Raw genomic sequence first — 20,421 nt, 5'->3', positions numbered from 1 at the left:
TGAGGGCTTCCGTTCCGTAGTGGTCACGAGATCACGGCCTCACCGGAGGCGGCCATGATGTCTTCTTTGGAGACGTCCGAGCCGAACTCGGCCGCGATCCGGCCTCGGCTCAGCACGATGATGCGGTGGGCGATGCTGAGGCACTCGCCGACCTCGGAGGTCGTGTAGACGACGGCCAGGCCGTCGCGGGCGCGCTCGGAGAGCAGCCGGAAGACCTCGGCCTTGGCGCCGATGTCGATGCCGCGGCTCGGCTCGTCGAGCAGGATCACGTCGGGCTGCGTGGCCAGCATCTTGCCGATGACGACCTTCTGCTGGTTGCCGCCGGAGAGCGAGCCGATCATCGCCTCGCCGCCCGCGGTCTTCACGTGCACGGTGCGGATCGAGTCGGTGACGAGGTCGACCTCGCGGCGGGGGGAGAGGAACAGCCCCTTCACGAAGGAGCCGATGCTCGCGAGCGAGAGGTTCCGGCCGACGGTCATGGTCTGCACCAGGCCGTCGCGCTGGCGGTCCTCGGGGACGAGGCCGAGGCCCGCGCCGATCCGCTCGGCGATCGACATCCCGGCCAGGTCGCGGCCGTTCTTCGAGATCGTGCCGGCGGTGACGGCGGTGCGGCCGGCGATCGCCTCGAGCAGCTCGGTGCGGCCGGCGCCCATCAGCCCGTAGAGGCAGACGATCTCGCCCTCGCGGACGTCGAGGTCGATGCGGTCGACCACGTCGCGGCCGGGGATCGACGGGTCCGCGACGCTGACGCCGCGCACCGAGAGGGCGACGTCGCCGAACGGGTAGCCGGTGGGCGGCGAGCCGAGGTCGAAGCCCTCGCCGACCATCGCGCGGACGACCCAGGCGAGGTCGATGTCGGCGGCGACGGCGGTCGCGGTGACCGAGCCGTCGCGGAGGACGACGGCGTGATCGGTGATCTCCAGCGCCTCCTCCAGGTGGTGCGAGATGTAGACGATGGAGACGCCGCGGGCGGTGAGGTCGTGGATGACGGTGAAGAGCACCTCGACCTCGGCGGCGCTGAGCGCGCTGGTCGGCTCGTCCATGATCAGGATCCGCGCGTCGACGGAGAGGGCGCGGGCGATCTCGATCAGCTGCTGCTGGCCGAGCCGCAGGTCGGCGACGAGGGTCAGCGGGTCGATGTCCTCGCCGAGCTCCTCGAGCACCGCGCGGGCCTGGCGCGCCTCCTCGGCGTAGTCGACGCCGGACGGGCCGGTGATCTCGCGGCCGAGGAAGATGTTGTCGCGCACCGAGAGGTTCGGGGCGAGGCTCAGCTCCTGGTGGATGATCGAGACGCCGTGCTCGCGGGCGTCGACGGTGTCCTCGAAGGCGACCGCGGTGCCGTTCAGCACGATCTCGCCCGAGGTGGGCTGCTCGACCCCGGACAGGATCTTCATCAGCGTCGACTTGCCGGCGCCGTTCTCGCCGAAGAGGGTGGTGACCTGGCCGCGGTGCACCGAGAAGCCGACGCCCTTGAGCGCGCGGGTGGCGCCGTAGGTCTTGACCACGTCGACGGCCTCGAGGACGACCTCGCCGATGCCGGCGACCGGGGCCGCGGCGGTGCTCACTGGACCACCAGCTCGGACGGCGTGACGAGCCAGCCGGCCGGGTTGATCAGCTGGAACGCGCCGGTGACCTGGATCGTCTTCCCCTCGAGCGCGGTGGTGTCGACCGCGCCGAGCACGGTGGTCTTCAGCTGCTCGTTGAGGGCGCTCGCCGCGTCCTGGTAGTCGATCTGGTTGGTGAACTGGCCGAACTCGACGGTGCCGGTGGCGTCGCGGAGGTCGGTGCCGTTGATCGCGGGGCCGGTCTGCACGCGGATCAGGACGTCGCCGGGGACGCCCTCGACGGTCACGGGGTAGATGCCGTTCTGGCCGGCGCCGACGGTGCCGGTGAAGGTGGTGGCGAACTCGGGGCCGGTGCCGCCGGGGACGCCGTACTCGGTCGCGGCGCCCGCGCTGTCGGCGGCGATCGCGGTGGCGAGGGTGGCGGCGTCGACCGCGCGGTCGGCGATGCCCTCCTGGATGACGGGGAAGTTCTCGGCGGCCCAGGATTCGGCCGAGAACTCGGCGGGGCCGGCGCCCAGGTCGGAGTCGGCGCCCACGACCTTGGTGCTGAACGCCATCGCGGCGAGGACGACCACGACGACCGCGGCGAGGATCAGGCGCTTCCGGGAGGCGCCGATCGGGGGCCTGCTCGTGGTGGGAGGGAGTGCACGCGTCATCGCGGTGTCCGTTCGCTGGTCGGGAGTGCTGGTCGTGGTGGTGCTCGTGACGGCGTCCCCCGGGGGCGGCTCCGTCGCTGCGGGAGATGGGCGAACCCGCCTCCGGAGAAGAAATTATGTTCAACACAGAATTTCCGCAAGGGCCGCGACGGAATTGGCGGCAGATCGGCCACGTCCCGCGGAGAATAGAAATTCTGTTCTTGACAAGTGTTCTGGACGGGGTAGGTTCGGGAAGGCCGCGACGAAGCGGCCCCGCGAACCCCTCGGAGGCTTCCCATGACCATCACCACTCCTTCCCCGCAGACGCGGCACTTCGACGGCTCCGACGTGCCCGAGTCCATGCGCGCCGTCGTCGTGCACGGCCCGGAGGACTACCGCCTCGAGACCGTGCCCGTGCCGGTCCCCGCCGCCGGCGAGCTGCTGCTGCGCGTCGACGCGGTCGGCGTCTGCGCGAGCGACCTGAAGTGCTACCACGGCGCCGCCAAGTTCTGGGGCGACGAGAACCGCCCCGCCTGGGCCGAGCGCGACCGCATCGCGGGCCACGAGTTCGTCGGCACCGTCGTCGCCGGCGACGACGCGGCGCTCGCCAAGCGCGGCGTCGCGCTGGGCGACCGCATCGCCTGCGAGCAGATCGTGCCGTGCTGGGAGTGCCGCTACTGCCTGATGGGCGCCTACTGGATGTGCGGACCGCACGACATGTTCGGCTTCAAGGGCTTCGACGGTGCGATGGCCGAGTACGTGCTGGTCCCGACCCGCGCGCTCACCCACCCGGTCAGCCGCGACCTGGCCCCGCAGGTCGCCGCGTTCAGCGAGCCGCTGTCCTGCGCCATGCACGCGGTCGAGCGCGGGAGCATCCAGTTCGACGACGTCGTGGTCATCGCGGGCGCCGGCCCGATCGGCCTCGGCGCGATCGCGGGCACCCGGCAGAAGAACCCGAAGATGGTCATCGCGCTCGACATGAGCGACGAGAAGCTCGCGCTCGCCACCAAGGCCGGCGCCGACCTCGTCATCAACATCACGAAGCAGGACGCGGTCGCCGTCGTCAAGGAGCTCACCGGCGGCTACGGTGCCGACGTCTACATCGAGGCCACCGGCCACCCGTCCGCGGTCTCGCAGGGCCTCAACATCCTGCGCAAGCTCGGCACCTACGTCGAGTACTCCGTCTTCGGATCGAACGCCTCGGTCGACTGGTCGATCATCAGCGACGACAAGGAGCTCAACGTCCTCGGCGCCCACCTCGGCCCGAACTGCTGGCCCGCCGCGATCAAGCTGCTCGAGAGCGGCGTCCTGCCGATGGACGAGATCTGCACGCACCAGTTCCCGCTCGAGCAGTTCCAGGAGGCGCTCGACCTCGTCGCCGACAGCCAGGGCGGCTCGGTCAAGGTCTCGATCGTCCCGTCGCTGACCGAGGCGGTCGTCGCGGCCGACGCCCGGAGCTGACGGCATGACGACGATCTACGACGACCCCGACGAGTTCGCCGAGGACCAGCTCGCCGGCTTCCTCTCCCTCTACGCGGACCGCCTGCGCGGCGTGCCCGGCGGAGTGGTCGCGCACCGCACCGCCGGCGCGTCGCCGCAGGTGGCGGTCGTCATCGGCGGCGGCTCCGGGCACTACCCGGCGTTCAGCGGCACGGTCGGCCCGGGTCTCGCGACCGGAGCGGTGGTGGGCAACATCTTCACCTCGCCCTCCGCGGCGCAGGCCTACTCGGTCGCGAAGGCGGCCGATCAGGGTCGCGGAGTGGTGTTCAGCTTCGGCAACTACGCCGGCGACACGATGAACTTCGGCATCGCGGCCGAGCGGCTGCGCAAGGAGGGGATCGACACCCGGATCGTCGTCGTCACGGACGACATCGCCTCGGCGGAGGAGATCGGGAAGCGCCGCGGGATCGCGGGCGACTTCCCGGTGTTCAAGGCGATGGGAGCGGCTGCCGCCGAGGGGCTGTCCCTCGACGAGGTCGAGCGGATCGGGAACGCGAGCAACGCGGCGACGCGCACGCTCGGCGTCGCGTTCTCGGGCTGCACCATGCCCGGCGCGAGCGAGCCGCTGTTCAGCGTGCCCGAGGGCCACCTGGGTCTCGGGCTCGGGATCCACGGCGAGCCCGGCATCCAGGACATCGAGCTGCTGCGCGCGGCGGAGCTGGCGGATCTGCTCGTCGACCGGCTCCTGGCGGACCTTCCCGAGGGTGCCCGAGCGGAGGGCGGCACGACGCGCGTCGCCCCGATCCTCAACGGGCTCGGCACCACGAAGTACGAGGAGCTCTTCCTGCTCTGGCGCCACATCGCGCGCCGGCTGGAGGAGGCCGGGCTGCAGACCGTCGAGCCGGAGGTCGGCGAGCTGGTCACCAGCCTCGACATGGGCGGCGTCTCGCTGACGCTGCAGTGGCTCGACGACGAGCTCGAGCGCTACTGGCGCGCCGACGCCTACACGCCGGCCTACCGCCGGGTCGCGGCGCCGGTCGCGGCGCTGCTGGCGCCCTCGGGCGAGGACGCCGCGGCGGGTGAGGAGGAGTCCGCTCCTTCCGCCACGGACGCGGCCGTCGCGCTCGGCGAGACCGTGCGCGCCGCTCTCGAGCGGATGCGCGAGCTGCTGCAGCGCGAGGAGGAGACCCTCGGGCGGATCGACGCGGTCGCGGGCGACGGCGACCACGGCCGCGGGATGCTCAAGGGCATCGGCGCGGCGACCCGGCGCCTCGACCGGATCGAGGAGCGCGCGGGCGGCGCCTGGCTGCTGTCCCGCGCGGGGCAGTCCTGGGCGGAGCAGGCCGGCGGCACCTCCGGGGTGCTCTGGGGCGCGGCGCTCGAGGCGCTCGGCGCCTCGCTGACCGACGGGCGCGAGGAGTACTCGGCGGCGGACGTCGTGGCCGGCGTCGACGCCTTCGCGGAGTCGATCGTGGATCTCGGGCGCGCGGGCGAGGGCGACAAGACCATGCTCGACGCGCTGCTGCCGTTCGCCCGCGTGCTGCGCGAGCGGGTGGCGGGCGGCTCGTCGCTGGTCGAGGCGTGGCGGGAGGCGGCGGGCGTCGCCGTCGAGCGCGCCGCGGCGACGGCGGACCTGCGGCCGAAGGTCGGCCGCGCACGACCCCTGGCCGAGAAGAGCCTGGGCACACCGGACGCGGGCGCGACCTCGATGGGGATGATCCTGACCGCGGTCGGCGACGTCCTCGCGGAGCGCGCCGGTGCGGAGCCCGCCACGGAAAAAGGAGGAGCGGAATGACCACCACCTATCGGGTCGTCGTCGGATCGGACGACGCGGGCCACGACTACAAGGAGGCGCTGAAGGCCGATCTGCTGAAGGACGACCGCGTCTCGCTGGTCACCGACGTCGGCGTCGACGCCGACAGCCACACCGACTACCCGGACATCGCGGTCACGGCCGCGCGGATGATCGCCGACGGGTCCGCGGACCGCGCGATCCTGGTCTGCGGCACGGGCCTGGGCGTCGCGATCGCGGCGAACAAGGTGCCGGGGGTGCGCGCGGTGACGGCGCACGACTCCTACTCGGTGGAGCGGTCGGTGCTGTCGAACAACGCGCAGGTGCTCTGCCTGGGGCAGCGCGTGGTCGGGCTCGAGGTGGCGCGGCGGATGGCGCGGGAGTGGCTCGGCTACGAGTTCGATCCGTCGAGCGCGTCGGCGGGCAAGGTCGCGGCGATCTGCGGCTACGACGGGAGCGCGCCGGCGGGCGTGGACGCCTAGAGATCAGCCGCCTGCCCCGAGGTCCCGGCTCCGCTGCGCCAGGCGGTGCACGGTGGCGCGGGTCTCGGGGTAGAGCCGGCGGAAGTCCGCGTACAGCCCGTCGTAGAGCGCGGCGACGGCCGGATCGGGCACGAGGGTCGTCGCCGCGGGGTTCCACTCCTCGATGTCGACGTCGGTGACGAGGCCCGCCGCGAGCACGGCCGAGCCGTACGCCGCGCCGACCGAGACCGTGGGGATCACCTGCTCCAGGCCGCAGACGTCGCTGACGATCTGCGGCCAGAGCTCGGCGGCGACCCCGCCGCCCGCGCCGACGAGCGCCTCGACCCGGACGCCGTGCTCGCGGAGTACCTCGAGGTGGTGCCGGACGGCGAAGGCCGTCGCCTCGAGAACGGCGCGGTAGAGGTCGCCCCGGGTGGAGCCGACGCCGAGCCCGGCGATCACGCCGCGGGCGTCGGAGTCGGCGAACGGCGAGCGCTCGCCCGCGAAGTAGGGCAGCACGAGCAGCCCGCCGGCGCCCGGTCCGGACCGCGCGGCCTCGTCGAGCAGCTCGGCCCAGGAGGCGCCGGTCAGCCGGCGCAGCCAGTCGGTCACGGCGCCCGAGGTGGCCATGCCGCCGGCCGCGGTCGGCTCGCCGGGGGCGGCGCCGACCGTCGTCCACATCCCGCCGAGCGGGGTCGGGGCGGCCATCGGCGCGACCAGGAACATCGTCGTGCCGTACTGGAGGAACACCCGGCCCGGTCGGCGGCGGCCGGCGCTGAGGCTCTCGGCCCAGGCGTCGATGGTGCCGAAGACCACCGGCACGCCGGCCGGCAGTCCGGTCGCGGCGGCGGCCTCGGGAGTGATGCGGCCGGCGATCTCGCCGGGCCAGCCGAGGCGGGGGAGCTGCAGGCCGGGGGCGAGCAGGGCGGCCCACTCGTCGATCCACTCCTCGCGGGCGACGTCGTAGAGCGGCGTGCACTGGCTGGCCGAGTGGTGGTCGAGCACGTACTCGCCGGTGAGCAGCTCGACGATCCGCGAGGACGGCATGGTGAAGCGGACGGCGCGGCGCCAGAGCTCCGGCTCGTGGCGGGCGACCCAGGCGAGCTTGACGCCCGCGGCCTGCGCCGAGAGCCCGGAGCCGGTGCGGGCGCGCATCGCCTCCTCGCCGCCGAGCAGTGCGGTGACCTCGTCGAGCATGCCGACGCTGCGGGTGTCGACGCCGTAGAGGATCGCGGGGCGGAGCTCGTCGCCGGCCGCGTCGGTGAGGAGGACGCACGGGCCCATGCCGCTGACCCCGACCGCGACGACGACCCCGTGCGGCGCGGCGGCGGTGAGCTCGGCGACGAGGCTGCGGAACTCCGCCCACCAGACGCCGGAGTCCATCTCGACCCAGCCCTGCCGCGGCCGGTCGACGACGTGCGCGCGGGCCGCCTCGGCGACGACCCGCCCGTCGAGGCCGACGAGGATCGCCTTCGTGCTGGACGTGCCGACGTCGACTCCGAGAACCACGTCCACGACTCGTCCTCCTGCTGGGCTGCACCGACCACCGACGCCCTCGAGCTTAGGGCGGCGCCGCGGGCGCCTCGGCGGTCGGGCGGCCTGCTGGTCGAGCAGCCGCCACATGCGGGTCGAGCGGCTCGCAGCGTCGTCGCATGCTGGTCGAGCAGCCCGGAGGGCGTATCGAGACCCACCACGATCGTGCGTGCGGCAACCGAGGTTCTGCTTCGGGTGGATCTCGATACGCCCGCTCCGCGGGCTACTCGATCAGCATGACCGGCGCCCGCACGACGCATGAGCGCAGGCCCTCCGTGCTGGTGGAGCAACCGCCCTCGGCCGCCTTGCATGCTGGTCGAGCAACCGCCTTCGGCGGCCCTGCATGCTGGTCGAATCTCCACCTTCCGCGGCGCGTTCATGCTGGTCGAGTAGCCGCCTCCGGCGGCGTATCGAGACCCACCGTCGTCGGACACCCGGCAGCGAGCCTCCTCCACAACCTCCGCGCTCACCCAGCTGCGCCGAGCTCTGCGCCGGTGGCGGGAGGAGCTGCACGAGCAATCGCTGACCGAGCGGCATGCCCGAGCGCGAGCGGATCGCGCTGTCTGGGTCACGGCGGATGTGGACGGAATGGCGACGCTCTGCCTGTACGGGTCGGCGCCTGCGGTGATGGGTGCTTACGAGCGTGCGGACCGAATGGCCCGTTCTCTGCGCGACGCCGGGGATGTGCGCACGCTCTCTCAACTGCGCGCCGACGTCGCCGTGGATCTGCTCTGCGACGGCGACATCATCGGCACGACCCCGGACGCGGAGGATCGTCCCGATCCGACGTTCGTCCCCGGTGTCCGGGCGGAGGTGCGGCTGACGCTCGCGGCGTCCACGGCCGTGGACCTGGATGACGAGCCCGCTGAGTTGGACGGTTACGGCCCCGTGCCTGCCGACGTGGCGCGGGAGCTGATCCGGACGGCGGCGTCGTTCACCCGGGTGCTCACCGAACGGGACACCGGTGCCGTCGTCTCCGTGGGCCGGACGCAGCGTCTTCCGCCGTCGCGGATGCGGCTGCATCTGCAGTTACGGGATCAGACCTGCCGCTTCGCGGGTTGCCTCCGCACCTCCGCGCGCAGCGAGGCGGACCACACGATCGAGTGGCGCAACGGCGGCGAGACCTCCCTCGAGAACCTCGTCGCGCTCTGCACCAGCCACCATCACCTCCGGCACGGCGACCGATGGACGTACACGAAGGACGACGCCGGGACGATCGTGTGGACGACGCCGACCGGGCGCCGTGTCAGCAACCGGCCGCCGCCGCTGCCGGGGCGACCGCCGGACCCACCGCGCCGACCGCGCTTCGTCGATGCACCGCCGCCGTTCTGACGGTGGTGGATCTCGATACGCCCGCTCCGCGGCCTACTCGATCAGCAAGCAGAGACCCCGCGGTGTCAGCGGGGCCGGCACTCCAGGCTGAGCCAGAGCTCGAAGCAGGCGCTGCGGGAGAGGGCGGTGGCGCCGATCGAGGCGCGGCCCATCCGGCCGGCGTCGGGGCCGAAGACGTCGAGGAGGAGGTCGCTCGCGGCGTTCGAGACCTCGTTGAGGCGCTCGAAGCCGGGCGGGCACAGCACGAAGCAGAGCCCGCGCGAGAGGGCGACGACCTCGTCGAGCGAGCCGAGGGCCGCGCGGATCATGCCGAGCGCGTTGACGGCGGTGTAGCGGGCCGCCTCCCGTGCCTGCTCGAGGGTGATGTCGACGCCGACCGCTCCCGGGTGCAGCAGGGCGCCGTCGCGCGACTCCGGGGTGATGCCGCTGAGCTCGAGCAGGTCGCCGGTGCGGTGGAACGCCCGCAGGGTGCTGCCGCCGTAGCGCCCGCCGTAGGGCGGGTCGAGGTAGTCGGGGATCGCGAGGCCGAGCTCGCGGGCACGCTGCTCGGGGGAATGCTCAACGACGGGGTGGCTCATGCGCCTCAGCGTATCCGGCGGTAGCCAGAATGGATACAACCTGCGTACGATGGGATCCATTAAGGGGTCGGCGGTACGGCGACCGCGAGAAGGGACCTGCAGATGACGATCGGCCTCACCGGTGGCGCCCCCGCCCGGACGTCCATCGATGTGGCCGCCGAGCGCGCTCGCACCGCCGGCACGGCCGGCCGGCACTACTTCAACGCGGCCGGCGCGGGCCTGATGACCGACTCCGTCCTCGAGACCGTCATCGCGCACCTCCGCCTCGAGCAGCGGATCGGCGGCTACGAGGCCGCGAACCACGTCGCCGACCGGATCGACGCCGCCTACGCCGCCGCCGCCGCGCTGCTCGGCGCAGACGCCGACGAGATCGCCTTCTTCGACAGCGCGACCAGCGGCCTCCGCGCGATCTTCGACGCCCTCCGCCTCGGCCCCGGCGACACCGTGCTCGCCCCGCGCTCGAGCTACGTCAGCCAGGCGTTGCGGCTGCTCGCGCTCGAGCGCTACGACGGCGTCCGCCTGACGCTCCTCCCCAACGACTCCAGCGGCGGCCTCGACATCGAGGCGCTGGAGAGCGCCCTCGCCACCGCGAGCGGCCGCACCGTGATCAGCGCCGTGCACGTCCCCACCTCCTCCGGACTCGTCGAGCCGGTCGCCGCTATCGGCGTGCTGGCCCGCCGCTACGGCGCGATCACGGTGCTCGACGCGACCCAGTCGGTCGGTCAGCTCGACATCGACATCCGCGCGATCGACTGCGACGCCCTGGTCACCACCGGACGCAAGTTCCTCCGCGGGCCGCGCGGGACCGGGCTGGTCTTCCTCCGCCGCGGCCTGCTCGAGGGCATCGGGGCCTGGGCGCCCGACGTGCGAGGCTCGCAGTGGACGAGCGAGCAGGAGTGGACGATGGACGGCACGGCGAGAGCCCTCGAGACCTGGGAGTCGTCGGTGGCCCTCCGCCTCGGACTCGGCGAGGCGCTGCGCGAGGCGCACGAGCGCGGCACGGCGGCGACCGAGGCGCACCTGGTGGCCCTCGGCGCCCGGCTGCGCACCGAGCTGTCCGCGATCGGCGGCGTCACCGTGGCGGATCCGCCCGTGTCGCCGTCCGGCATCGTGACCTTCACCGTCGACGGCGTCCCCGGCAAGACCGTCTCGGCGCGGCTGCGCGAGGCGGCCGTCGACTCGCTCGCGGTGCCCGCCTCGCACGCGCAGTGGGACCTCGGCGCCCGCGGCCTCGCGAGCGTCGTCCGGGTGTCGCCGCACGTCTACACCGACGAGTCGGACGTCGAGGCGCTGCTCGCCGCGGTCGCGGGGGTGACCTCGTGACGGTCTCCGACGACACGGTCCACGACGCGATCGTCGTCGGCCTCGGGATCCACGGCTCCGCCACCGCCTTCGAGCTCGCCCTGCGCGGGCGCAGCGTGGTGGGGATCGAGCAGTTCGGCCCCGGCCACGTCCGCGGCTCGTCGCACGGTGCGACCCGGATGATCCGTCGCGCCTACCCGAGCCCGGTCTGGAACGACCTGGTCGACCGCGCCTTCCGCGGCTGGGACCGCTGGTCCGCCGCGGCGGGCGCGCCCTTCGTTCACCCGACCGGCGGCCTCTACGCGCACCGCGGCGAAGCGGCGCTGCAGGGCGGGCGCAGCCGGCCGGTGCCCGTGCCCGACTCCTCCTTCGTTCCGCCTGCCGACTACGGCGTCGTCCACGACCCCGACGCCGGCGTCGTCGAGGCCGCCCGCGCGCTGGCCTTCGCGCAGTCCGCCGCGACCGCCGCCGGCGCCGAGCTGCGCTTCGACGAGGAGGTGCTCGACTGGAGCGTCGGCACCGGAGACAGCGCCGGCGTCGTCACCGTCCGCACCTCCGCGGGCGAGCTGCGCGCCCGCCGCCTCGTCGTCTCCGGCGGCGCCTGGGTCGAGCGGCTGCTGCCCGAGACCGCCGGCTTCTTCGAGGTGCAGCGGATCCTCACCCTCACCGTCCCTGCCGGCCAGAGCGTCGCGCAGCCGCCGGCGCTCGGCTGCTTCTCCGTCGACCTGCCGGACGGGCTCGTCTTCGGCCTGCCCGAGGCGGCCGGCTCCGGCGCCAAGATCGGCGTCGACGCGGGACCGGTCTGGGACCCGGCCGTGCCCGTCGCCCCGCCGACCGCGGCGGAGATCGCGCACCTCGAGAGCCTGCTCCGTCGCTTCGTCCCCGGGATCGACACGGCCGGCGGCGAGGCCGTCGCCTGCCTCTACACGATGACCCCCGACAAGCGCTTCGTCGTCGGCGCGCTGCCCGGCCGGCCCGAGGTGCTGGTCGCCGCGGCCTGCTCCGGCCACGGCTTCAAGTTCGGCCCCGCGATCGGCGAGGCGCTGGCCGACCTCGTCGACGGCGTCGACCGCCCCGACCTCGACTTCCTCAGCCCGGACCGGACGGTGACCGCATGACCCTCTCCCCGCCTCCCGCCCGCGTCGCCGTCGCGGCGCCGCATCCCGCCGCACTCGACGCCGCCGCCCGCGCGATCGCCGACGGCGGCGACGCGATCGACGCCGCCCTGGCCGCCGCGACCGCGCTCACCGTCGTCTACCCGCACCAGTGCGGCCTCGGCGGCGACCTGATCGCGCTGGTCCGCCGCCCCGGCGAGGACGTCGTCGCGGTGGTCTCGGCCGGAGCGGCGCCCGCGGGCATCGACGTCGCGGCGCTCGCCCGCGAGGAGCGGATGCCGCGCCAGGGCCCGCAGACCGTCACCATCCCCGGCGCGGTCGCCGGCTGGCAGGCGATCGCCGGTCTGGGCGGTCGCCTCGGCCTCGACACCCCGCTCCGCCGGGCCGCGACGCTCGCCGCCGAGGGCTTCCCGATCTCCGCGGGGCTCGGCCGCGCGATCGCCCTGCGCCGCGACGAGCTGCTCGCCGACGAGGGCATGCGCGGCGTCTTCGGCGACGGCGACGGCGGGCTCCTCGGCGAGGGCGACCTGCTGGTGCAGCCCGCGCTCGCCGCCTCGCTGACCGAGCTCGTCGACGACCCCGGAGCGTTCTACCGCGGCCGGATCGCCGACTCCCTCGCCGCGCGCCTGGCCGCCCTCGGCGGTGCGCACACCCCCGCCGACTTCGCCGCGCACGAGGCCGAGCTGGTCGAGCCGGCCGCCTCCCGCGAGGGCGGCGTGCGCTGGTGGGTGGCTCCGCCGCCCAGCCAGGGCGTGGTGCTGCTCGGCGTCCTGCCCGAGGCGCTCTCCGGCGACACGGCGCAGCTCGTCGAGGCCGTCCGCGACGCGGCGCTCGTGCGGCAGTCCGCGCTCGGCGACCCGCGCGGCGGAGCGATCGACGTCGCCGCCATGCTCGACCCCCGCTCCTTCTCGCGCGGCTCCCTGCCGCGGGCCGGGCGCGCGCTCGGCGACACGGTCGCGGTCACCGCGGCCGACACCGACGGCACCGTCGTCACTCTGATCCAGAGCGTCTACCAGCTCTTCGGCTCCGGGATCCTCGACCCCGGCACCGGCATCGTCCTGCACAACCGCGGCTCCGCCTTCAGCACCGACCCCGCCCACCCCGGCCGGGTCGGCCCGGGCCTGCGCCCGCCGCACACGCTGCTGCCGGTCATCGCCGAGAGCGGGGACCTGCTGCTCGGCCTCGGCTGCCAGGGCGGCAGCGCCCAGCCGTGGATCCTCGCCCAGCTCGTGCGCGAGCTGCTCGATCCGGCCGCGGATCCGGCCGCCGTGCTCGAGCGGCCGCGCTTCGTCGTCGGGGCGCGGGACCTCGGGCACGAGGAGCTGACGCTCGTGGCGGAGCCGGGGGTTCCGGCTGCGGTCGCTGCGGCGCGAGAGCTCGGGCTTCCGGTCGCCGAATCGTCCGGCCCGATCGACGAGGCCGGGCACGTGCAGCTCGTGCGGCTGCATCGCGACGGGCGGCTCGACGCGGCCAGCGATCCGCGGGCCGACGGCCGCGCGATCGTCGCGGGGGCGGGCTGACCGCTCTCGACCGTCGCGGCCGGGAACCGCGCCCGCCTCGTCGGACCGGCCCCGTCGCTCCGCTCCTCTTATCCCGCTGAACTCCCCTTTTCTTCCGCACGCCTGACGCCCCGAACCGAAGGACCGCCGCCGCCATGAGCTCCACCAGCACCAGCACCCTCACCACTCACTCGCACTCCCTCGACCCCCTCGCCGCCGCCGAGATCGCGTCCTTCGTCGCCGCCGTCCGCGCGAGCGACCGCATCGGCGCCCGCCCGCGGTTCTGGGGCATCAGCCTGGACGAGGAGAAGGCCCGCGGCATCGCGCCCGGCGGCGCGCGCCCCGTGCGCCTGGTCGTGCTCGACCCGGACGCCCGCGCCGCCTGGGAGGTGCGCGGCTGGACCGCCGGCCCCGACAGCCCCGCGATCGTCGAGGTCTGGACCGACGTCGACCACCGCCGCCCCGGCGTCTCCAGCGACGAGGCGCGCCTGATCGCCCAGGCGGCCCGCAACTCCCCGCTGCTCACGGAGGCGCTCGCCCTCCGCGGCATCACCGACACCTCGCTGGTCTGGGTCGACCCGGAGTCGATCACCGGCTTCGTGCCCGACGACCTCGCCGACCGCCGGCTCAGCTGGGGCACGGTCTGGTACCGCGAGTTCCCCGAGGACAACGGCTACGCCCGCCCGGTCGCCGGCCTCGTGCCGATCCTCGACCTCGACACCCTCGAGGTGATCCGGATCGAGGACCACGGCGTGATCCCGATGGCGAGCGAGACCGGCGTCTACACCGCCGGCACCTGGGGCCCCGACCGCGAGGTGTCCAAGCTCGACATCGTGCAGGCCGACGGCCCCGGCTTCGCGATCGAGGGGCACCGCGTCGAGTGGCAGAACTGGTCGTTCCGGGTCGGCTTCAGCCACCGCGAGGGCCTCGTGCTGCACGAGCTGACCTACCGCGACGGCGACGTCGAGCGTCCGGTGCTGGCGCGCGCCGCCGTCAACGAGATGTACGTGCCGTACCTCGACAGCGACCCGACCGCCTACCGCAAGAACTTCTTCGACTGGGGCGAGTACGGCGCCGGCCCGCTCACCGCGAGCCTCGAGCTCGGCTGCGACTGCCTCGGCGAGATCCGCTACTTCGACGTCGACTACCTCGACGGCCACGGCGAGCCGCAGACCATCGTCAACGGCATCTGCCTGCACGAGGAGGACGACTCGATCCTCTGGAAGCACGTCAACACCCGCACCGGCAGCGCCGAGGTGCGCCGCAGCCGCCGCCTGGTGATCTCCAGCTTCGCGACCGTCGCGAACTACGACTACGGCTTCTACTGGTCGCTGTACCAGGACGGCTCGGTCGAGCTCGAGGTGAAGCTGACCGGACTGATGTCGGTGAGCGGCATCGCCGACGGCGAGTCGCCGCGCTCGGGGCGAATGGTCGCGCCGAACGTGCAGGCGCCGATCCACCAGCACTACTTCGCGGTCCGCCTCGACACCGCGATCGACGGCCCGCTCAACCGCCTGGTCGAGGTGCACGCCGAGGCCGACCCCGACGAGACGACCAACCCGTACGGCAACGCCTGCCTCGCCGTCGAGACGCCGCTGGCCTCGGAGTCGGTGGCCGCCCGCCGCGCCGACCCGTCGCGCGCCCTGCACTGGCGGATCGAGAGCGAGTCGGCGCAGAACCGCTACGGCGAGGCGACCGCCTACCGCCTCGCGCTGCAGAACACCGCGCAGCTCTACGCCCGCCCGGGCAGCGTCGTCGAGCGGAAGGCGCCCTTCGTCGGGCAGCACCTCTGGGCGAGCGCCTTCGACCCGGAGCAGCGCTTCATCGCCGGCGAGTACCCCAACCAGGGCGAGCTCGGCGACGACGGCGTGCACGTCTGGCAGCAGGCCGACCGCTCGCTCGAGAACGAGCGCCTCGTGCTCTGGCCGGTCCTCGGCGTGCACCACTTCCCGCGCCCGGAGCAGTGGCCGATCATGCCCGTCGACCGGATCAGCCTGCGACTGGAGCCGGACGGCTTCTTCGACCGCAACCCGTCGCTGGACGTGCCGGCGTCGGAGTCGGCGCACTGCGCGCCGGCGGGCTCGGGCGACGCGCACGCGTGCCACACCGATGGCGCGTCGGACGCCCACGCCGGGCACGAGCACGCGGAGCAGCAGCACGGTCACGAGGGCGGCCGCTGATGGCGGGCCTGGCTGAGCACCTCGCCGACAGCAGCGCCGTCGCGCTCGCCGCGGCCGTCGCCTCCCGCGAGGTCTCGGCCGTCGAGGTGATGCGCGCGCACCTGGAGCGGATCGAGGAGCGGAACCCCGCGATCCGCGCCGTCGTCTCGCAGCAGCCCGACTCGGTCTCGCTCGCCGCCGCGGAGGCCGCCGACCGCCGCACCGCCGAGGCGCTCGCCGCCGGCGAGCCGCTGCCCCCGCTGCACGGCCTGCCGACCGCGGTGAAGGACCTGATGGACGTCGCCGGCTTCCCGACGACGAACGGCTCCGCCGCCTTCGCCGACGCCGCGCCCGCCGCGCACGACAGCGTGCTCGCGACGCTGCTGCGCGAGTCCGGCGCCCTGATCATCGGCAAGACCAACACCCCCGAGATGGGCCAGGGGGTGCTGACCTTCAACCCGGTCTTCGGCACCACCGTGAACCCGTGGGACGTCTCGCGCCACGCCGGCGGGTCGAGCGGAGGCGCGGCCGCCGCCCTCGCCGCGCGGATGCTGCCGATCGCCGACGGCTCCGACAGCGGCGGCAGCCTGCGCTACCCGGCCGCGTTCTGCAACGTCGTCGGCGTGCGGCCGAGCCCCGGCCGCGTGGCCAGCGGGCGCACCGGCAACGCCTGGACCCCGCACGGCGTGACCGGCCCGATGGCTCGCGACTCCGCGGACGCCGCCCTCTTCCTCGACGCGCTCTCGGTCGAGAAGAGCGTCTGGCCGCTGTCGTCGCTGCCGGTGCACGCCGCGCGCCCGGTCGCGGTCGACGGCCTGCGGATCGCGTGGAGCGACGACGCCGGCGGGTTGCCGATCGACCCCGACGTGCGCGCCGTGCACGCCGCGTTCGCCGCGCAGCTCTCCGGACTCGGCGCCGTGCTCGACGCGGACGAGCCCGACTTCGCGGGCGCCGACGAGGCCTGGGAGACCATCGAGACCTTCGAGTTCTTCCTCGGCGGCCGGCACGCCGTCGACGCGGGCGCCACCGGCTTCCGCCCCGACTACGTCCGCAACGTCGAGCAGGGCCGAGCGATGTCGGCGACGCAGCTCGCCGACGCCTACGAGCGCCGCACCCGCCTCTTCCGCGACACCGCCCGCGTCCTCGAGACGCACGACGTGCTGATCCTGCCGGCGACCCCCGTCGTCGCGCCACCCGCGGAGCTCGAGTGGGTGCCGTCCGTGGACGGCCACGACTTCGACCGCTACTTCACCTGGCAGATGCTCGCCAACCGCCTGACCCTGACCGCCCACCCGGTCGTCGTCACCTCCGCCGGCTTCACCCCCGACGGCCTCCCCGTCGGCGTCCAGGTCGTCGGCCGCCACGGCCGCGAGGCCCAGCTGCTGGCGGTGACCCGCGCCCTGGAGGAGGCCACCGGCTGGATCGCCCGCGCCCCGTCGTTCTGACGCCGGGCCTGCATCCCTCCTCGACTCTCCAGAAGTTGCGGTAGTCGCGCGTCACTACCGCAGCTTTCGGAGAGTCGCGGGGGCCGGGCGGCGACTCGCCGCGGCCGGCGACGGGATCGGCGCGCACAACATCAGCCAGAACGGACCGGCCTCCCCTGACAGCGGAGGCCCTCCACTCTCAGCTGATGTTGTGCGGCTGCACTCCACGAGAGCGAGTTCGCGGAACCCGCGTGGGACGATACGGCTCGGCGGATGCGGTCTTCGGACCTCCGCATGCCGCGCGCGAGCTGACCGCGCTGCCGCGACCGATGTCCGCTCGAGAACGGAGCTGCCGTGACCGCCCTGCTCCTCCGCGGCGACGGCCGCTACGCTGATCCTTGGCATCCCTTCGGAGAGACCGCGGCCGCCCTGGCCGCGCTGCTCTCGGCGCGTGGGCACGAGGTCGAGATCCGCGGCGACGTCGACCAGGCGCTCGCCGATCTCGGCTCCGGCCGCGCACCGCTCCCGGACCTGCTCGTCGTCGACGTCGGTCAGCCGCGCGACGGCGGCGCGAGCCCGCTCGCCGAGGGGGCGGCGGCGCTCGCCCTGCTCGACCGGTCGGCGGTCCCGGTGCTCGGGATCCACGTCAGCTCCACGAGCTTCGGGGGCTCCCCGGAGTGGGCGACGCTCCTCGGCGGCCGTTGGGTCCGCGGCACGACCATGCACCCGGACTACGGACCCGCCCGCATCGCGATCGCCGCGGGCGCGCATCCGATCACCGCGGGCCTCGACGACTTCGATGTGCAGGACGAGCGCTACTCCTGGCTCGAGGTCGCGGACGCCGCCCGCATCCTCGCGACGCACGAGCACGACGGCGAGCGGCACCCGATCGCCTGGGCGCTCGAGCGCGAGGGCGGCGGCCGCACCGTCTACGACGCGCTCGGCCACGACGCCGCGTCGTACTCCTCGCCCGGGCACGTGCGGCTGCTCACGGCAGCCCTCGACTGGCTCGAGGGCTGACCGCGGGTCACGCCTCAGAGGTCGACGCCGACCCCCGCGAGCTCCTCGACCTGGCGCCAGAGCCGGTCGGCCGCGTCCGCCGGGGGAGCGGCGGTCCGGGCCGGCGGCGCGACGAGCACGGGCGCTCCCCGCAGGCGGCCCCGCGGGGAGACGTACTCCCCGCCCTGCAGCTGCGGATCGGTGAGCGCCCGCACGGCCGACCAGGCGGCGGTGTCCTTGCCCTGCGCCCACGGCGTGTACGGATTGCGCTGGTGAGGGGTCGTCGCGTCGCGGATCCCCGCGCGCTCCGGGGTCTTCGCATCGACGCCCACTCCGGGCCGCGTGACGATCGACGCGACCGGGACGCCCGCCGCCCGAAGCCGGCGGTCGAGCTCGAAAGCCCAGATCTCGGTCGCCGTCTTGGTCTTCGTGTAGGCGCTGATGCCCACCCGCGGGACCCGGCGCAGATCGTCCACCCGCATCGGGAACTGCTGCACGAACCCCGTCGACGTGTGCACGATCCGGCTCCGGCCGCCGTGCTCGGCCGCGGTGGCCGCGAGTGCGGGCAGCAGCCGCGCGACCAGTCGTGCACTGGCGGCGACGTGCGTGCCGAGCAGCAGCGGCAGCCCGTCCTCGGTGACCGCGCGCGGGTCCATGCTCATCGCGCCGCCGTTGAGCAGTATCCCGTCGAGGCGGGGCAGCGCGGCGAGCTCCGCGGCGGCCCGGTCGACGGAGGCGGACGAGCCGAGCTCGAGCACGACGGTCCGGACCCGGGCTCGCGGGACCATGTCGCGGAGGGTGTCCGCCGCCCGCCGGAGCTTGCCCGCCGAGCGCGACGCCAGGACGACGTCCGCGCCGGCGCCGGCCAGCTGCTCGGCGGCGAAGTAGCCGATGCCCGCGGTCGCACCGGTCACGACGACGGTGCGCCCGGTCTGGTCGGGGAGTCGGTCGGTGTCCCAGCTCGGGTGCTCGCTCGTCATGCGGTCCTCGTCTCTCGAAGTGGATGATGTATCCGCATCGGACGCTAGCACGAAACGGATGACTCATCCGCTTGCGTAGGATGGGGCGCATGGCAGTCCTCCGATCCGACGCCGCGCGGAGCCGCGCGCGCATCCTCGAGGTCGCGCGCACCCACGACCGGGGCACGCTGCGGCTGAACGAGGTCGCCCGCGAGGCCGGGGTCGGCGTCGCCACCGTCTACCGGCACTTCCCGACCGTCCACGCCCTCGTCGAGGCCCTCTCCGCCGACACCCTCGACGCGATGCTCGCCGTCTCGCGCCGCGCCGTCGCGCTGCCCGACCCCGGCGCCGCCCTCGCCGTCTACCTCCGCGAGGCGCTCGACCTCCAGCTGTCCGACGGCGGTCTCCAGGCGGTGCTGCTCTCGCCGGAGGACGAGGCCGAGTCCGTCCGCGCGGCCAAGCGCGAGATCTTCGAGTCCTTCGCGGCCGTGCTCGCGGCGGCGCGCACCGCCGGCGCCGTCCGCCCGGACCTCACGATCGACCACCTCGAGCACCTCGTCTGCGGCATCGAGCACGCCGTCCGCCTCGGCTCTCCCGCCGACCGGGCGGTGCTGCTCGACGTGCTTCTCGACGGCCTGCGGCCGCGCGCCGTTCGGCAGCCGTGACCTGAGACCCGACCGACCAGAGGACCCGTCGTGCGCCACATCCCCCGGATCCGGCTCGACCGCCGCATCCCCGCCCCGCCGTTCGCCGACGCGGAGGCCTCGGCCGCGTTCCACCGCTCCCTCGCGATCCACCTGGCCGAGCTCGGCCGCGCCTCCGGAGGGCCGCACCCGGAGACCCTCGCGGTGTGCGCGCTGGTGAGCGCCGGCCGCGCGGACGCGTCGACGCTCCCGACTCCGCTCGTCCTGGCGACCGCGCTGCGCACCTTCTTCCCCGCCGGCTGGACGCCCGTCTCCGTCGTCGAGGCGGCGCGCGAGCTGCTGCCGTCGCGGGACCGGCACTGGTCCGTCGTGCGGGAGGACCGCCTCGCCTACGACGGCGACCCGCGCTGGTCGGCCCGCCGAGACTTCGCCGGCCGCTGGAGCGCCGAGTGGAACGAGCGCGGCACCGCGAGCCCCGACGTCACCGCCGAGGACGACGACGAGATGGTGCTGCACCTGATGGCGCACCTCACCGACCCGTTCCCCTACCCCTACGCCTGGTCGGGCACCGACGAGGAGTCCGCCCGCCGCCGCGCCGACGCCGCCGAGGTCGCCCGCGTCTTCGCACTCGAGCGGCGCCTGCCCTACCTCGCGAGCTGGGCGGGCGCTGAGCCCGGAGCCGAGCGGGGCTAGGACCGGGGAGCGGTGGGCGCGGCGCGTCGGAGCCCTCGAAGACAACCCGAGCTGGGTCTCCTCGGACAGATCACCTTGTTCGCGCTGGTGAATTCATGCTGATCGAGTAGCCCGCGGAGCGGGCGTATCGAGATCCACCGACGTCTGAAGATGGGTCTGCAGACCCGAACGCATGACGACGGCGGGTCTCGATACGCCCCTGCGGGGCTACTCGACCAACATGGAGGGCGGTCGCCGCTGCGCCCTTTCCGTCCGGGAGATGCATGGTGATCGAGTAGCCCGCGGAGCGGG

17 protein-coding genes are annotated in these 20,421 nt (G+C 74.1%); 12 read left to right on the top strand and 5 right to left on the bottom strand.

Going from position 1 to position 20,421, the window contains the following annotated elements; genetic code table 11:
* Positions 1-23: 23 nt before the first annotated feature.
* A complete protein-coding gene (locus MT353_RS13680) occupies positions 24-1,565 on the bottom strand; it encodes a sugar ABC transporter ATP-binding protein (protein ID WP_243599548.1) in 1,542 nt (513 codons plus the stop codon).
* Positions 1,562-2,221 (bottom strand): DUF2291 family protein, encoded by a 660-nt coding sequence (locus MT353_RS13675; RefSeq protein WP_123705917.1) that lies wholly within the window; start codon positions 2,219-2,221, stop codon positions 1,562-1,564. Before MT353_RS13675 ends, MT353_RS13680 begins: the two co-directional genes overlap by 4 nt.
* Positions 2,222-2,497: 276 nt before the next feature.
* Here MT353_RS13675 and MT353_RS13670 point away from each other — a divergent pair, with 276 nt between their 5' ends.
* From MT353_RS13670 to MT353_RS13660, 3 genes are read left to right on the top strand one after another with little or no spacing between them, the layout of a single operon-like run.
* On the top strand, positions 2,498-3,661 hold the full coding sequence (locus tag MT353_RS13670) for a zinc-binding dehydrogenase (RefSeq protein WP_243624827.1): 1,164 nt from the start codon (positions 2,498-2,500) through the stop codon (positions 3,659-3,661).
* 4 nt (positions 3,662-3,665) lie between these two features.
* Entirely contained in the window at positions 3,666-5,435 is a 1,770-nt protein-coding gene (locus MT353_RS13665) for a dihydroxyacetone kinase family protein (RefSeq protein ID WP_243624826.1), read from the top strand.
* Complete coding sequence (locus MT353_RS13660) at positions 5,432-5,914, top strand: ribose-5-phosphate isomerase (protein ID WP_127888036.1); 483 nt, start codon at positions 5,432-5,434, stop codon at positions 5,912-5,914. The genes MT353_RS13665 and MT353_RS13660 overlap by 4 nt, the downstream gene beginning before the upstream one ends.
* Before the next feature lie 3 nt (positions 5,915-5,917).
* Here the strand turns inward: MT353_RS13660 and MT353_RS13655 are convergent, their stop codons facing one another.
* Positions 5,918-7,408 carry an FGGY-family carbohydrate kinase gene (locus tag MT353_RS13655; RefSeq protein ID WP_243624825.1) on the bottom strand — a complete coding sequence of 497 codons (1,491 nt, stop codon included), beginning with the start codon at positions 7,406-7,408 and terminating at the stop codon, positions 5,918-5,920.
* A gap of 606 nt (positions 7,409-8,014) precedes the next feature.
* On the opposite strand from MT353_RS13655, the gene MT353_RS22125 reads away from it, so the two are divergent.
* On the top strand, positions 8,015-8,758 hold the full coding sequence (locus MT353_RS22125) for an HNH endonuclease signature motif containing protein (protein ID WP_374204710.1): 744 nt from the start codon (positions 8,015-8,017) through the stop codon (positions 8,756-8,758).
* A 65-nt stretch (positions 8,759-8,823) separates the two neighbouring features.
* Here MT353_RS22125 and MT353_RS13645 read toward each other — a convergent pair whose 3' ends face one another.
* A complete protein-coding gene (locus MT353_RS13645; protein ID WP_279400751.1) occupies positions 8,824-9,336 on the bottom strand; it encodes a RidA family protein in 513 nt (170 codons plus the stop codon).
* Positions 9,337-9,438: 102 nt separating this feature from the next.
* On the opposite strand from MT353_RS13645, the gene MT353_RS13640 reads away from it, so the two are divergent.
* The 6 genes from MT353_RS13640 (at position 9,439) to MT353_RS13615 (ending at position 17,855) form a co-directional block, all read left to right on the top strand.
* Positions 9,439-10,659: an aminotransferase class V-fold PLP-dependent enzyme gene (locus tag MT353_RS13640; RefSeq protein WP_243624824.1), complete on the top strand. Its 1,221-nt coding sequence runs from the start codon at positions 9,439-9,441 to the stop codon at positions 10,657-10,659.
* Positions 10,656-11,756 (top strand): FAD-dependent oxidoreductase, encoded by a 1,101-nt coding sequence (locus tag MT353_RS13635; protein ID WP_243624823.1) that lies wholly within the window; start codon positions 10,656-10,658, stop codon positions 11,754-11,756. Before MT353_RS13640 ends, MT353_RS13635 begins: the two co-directional genes overlap by 4 nt.
* The gene (locus MT353_RS13630; RefSeq protein WP_243624822.1) at positions 11,753-13,273 is read left to right on the top strand and encodes a gamma-glutamyltransferase; all 1,521 of its coding nucleotides are present in this window, start codon (positions 11,753-11,755) and stop codon (positions 13,271-13,273) included. Before MT353_RS13635 ends, MT353_RS13630 begins: the two co-directional genes overlap by 4 nt.
* A gap of 134 nt (positions 13,274-13,407) precedes the next feature.
* Positions 13,408-15,432, top strand: coding sequence for a primary-amine oxidase (locus tag MT353_RS13625; protein ID WP_243624821.1), 2,025 nt, complete (start codon positions 13,408-13,410; stop codon positions 15,430-15,432).
* Positions 15,432-16,856: an amidase gene (locus MT353_RS13620; RefSeq protein ID WP_243624820.1), complete on the top strand. Its 1,425-nt coding sequence runs from the start codon at positions 15,432-15,434 to the stop codon at positions 16,854-16,856. Before MT353_RS13625 ends, MT353_RS13620 begins: the two co-directional genes overlap by 1 nt.
* 333 nt (positions 16,857-17,189) lie before the next feature.
* Entirely contained in the window at positions 17,190-17,855 is a 666-nt protein-coding gene (locus MT353_RS13615) for a ThuA domain-containing protein (RefSeq protein ID WP_243624819.1), read from the top strand.
* A gap of 14 nt (positions 17,856-17,869) precedes the next feature.
* On the opposite strand, the gene MT353_RS13610 is transcribed toward MT353_RS13615, so the two are convergent.
* Positions 17,870-18,814 (bottom strand): SDR family NAD(P)-dependent oxidoreductase, encoded by a 945-nt coding sequence (locus MT353_RS13610; RefSeq protein ID WP_243624818.1) that lies wholly within the window; start codon positions 18,812-18,814, stop codon positions 17,870-17,872.
* Positions 18,815-18,903: 89 nt separating this feature from the next.
* On the opposite strand from MT353_RS13610, the gene MT353_RS13605 reads away from it, so the two are divergent.
* Positions 18,904-19,458: a TetR/AcrR family transcriptional regulator gene (locus tag MT353_RS13605; RefSeq protein WP_243624817.1), complete on the top strand. Its 555-nt coding sequence runs from the start codon at positions 18,904-18,906 to the stop codon at positions 19,456-19,458.
* Positions 19,459-19,488: 30 nt separating this feature from the next.
* On the top strand, positions 19,489-20,130 hold the full coding sequence (locus MT353_RS13600; RefSeq protein ID WP_243599561.1) for a hypothetical protein: 642 nt from the start codon (positions 19,489-19,491) through the stop codon (positions 20,128-20,130).
* The last annotated feature ends 291 nt before the right edge of the window (positions 20,131-20,421 follow it).

This window comes from Rathayibacter sp. VKM Ac-2927, from assembly GCF_022815525.1.
Taxonomy (GTDB): domain Bacteria; phylum Actinomycetota; class Actinomycetes; order Actinomycetales; family Microbacteriaceae; genus Rathayibacter; species Rathayibacter festucae.
This window is presented reverse-complemented; position numbering and strand designations above follow the sequence as displayed.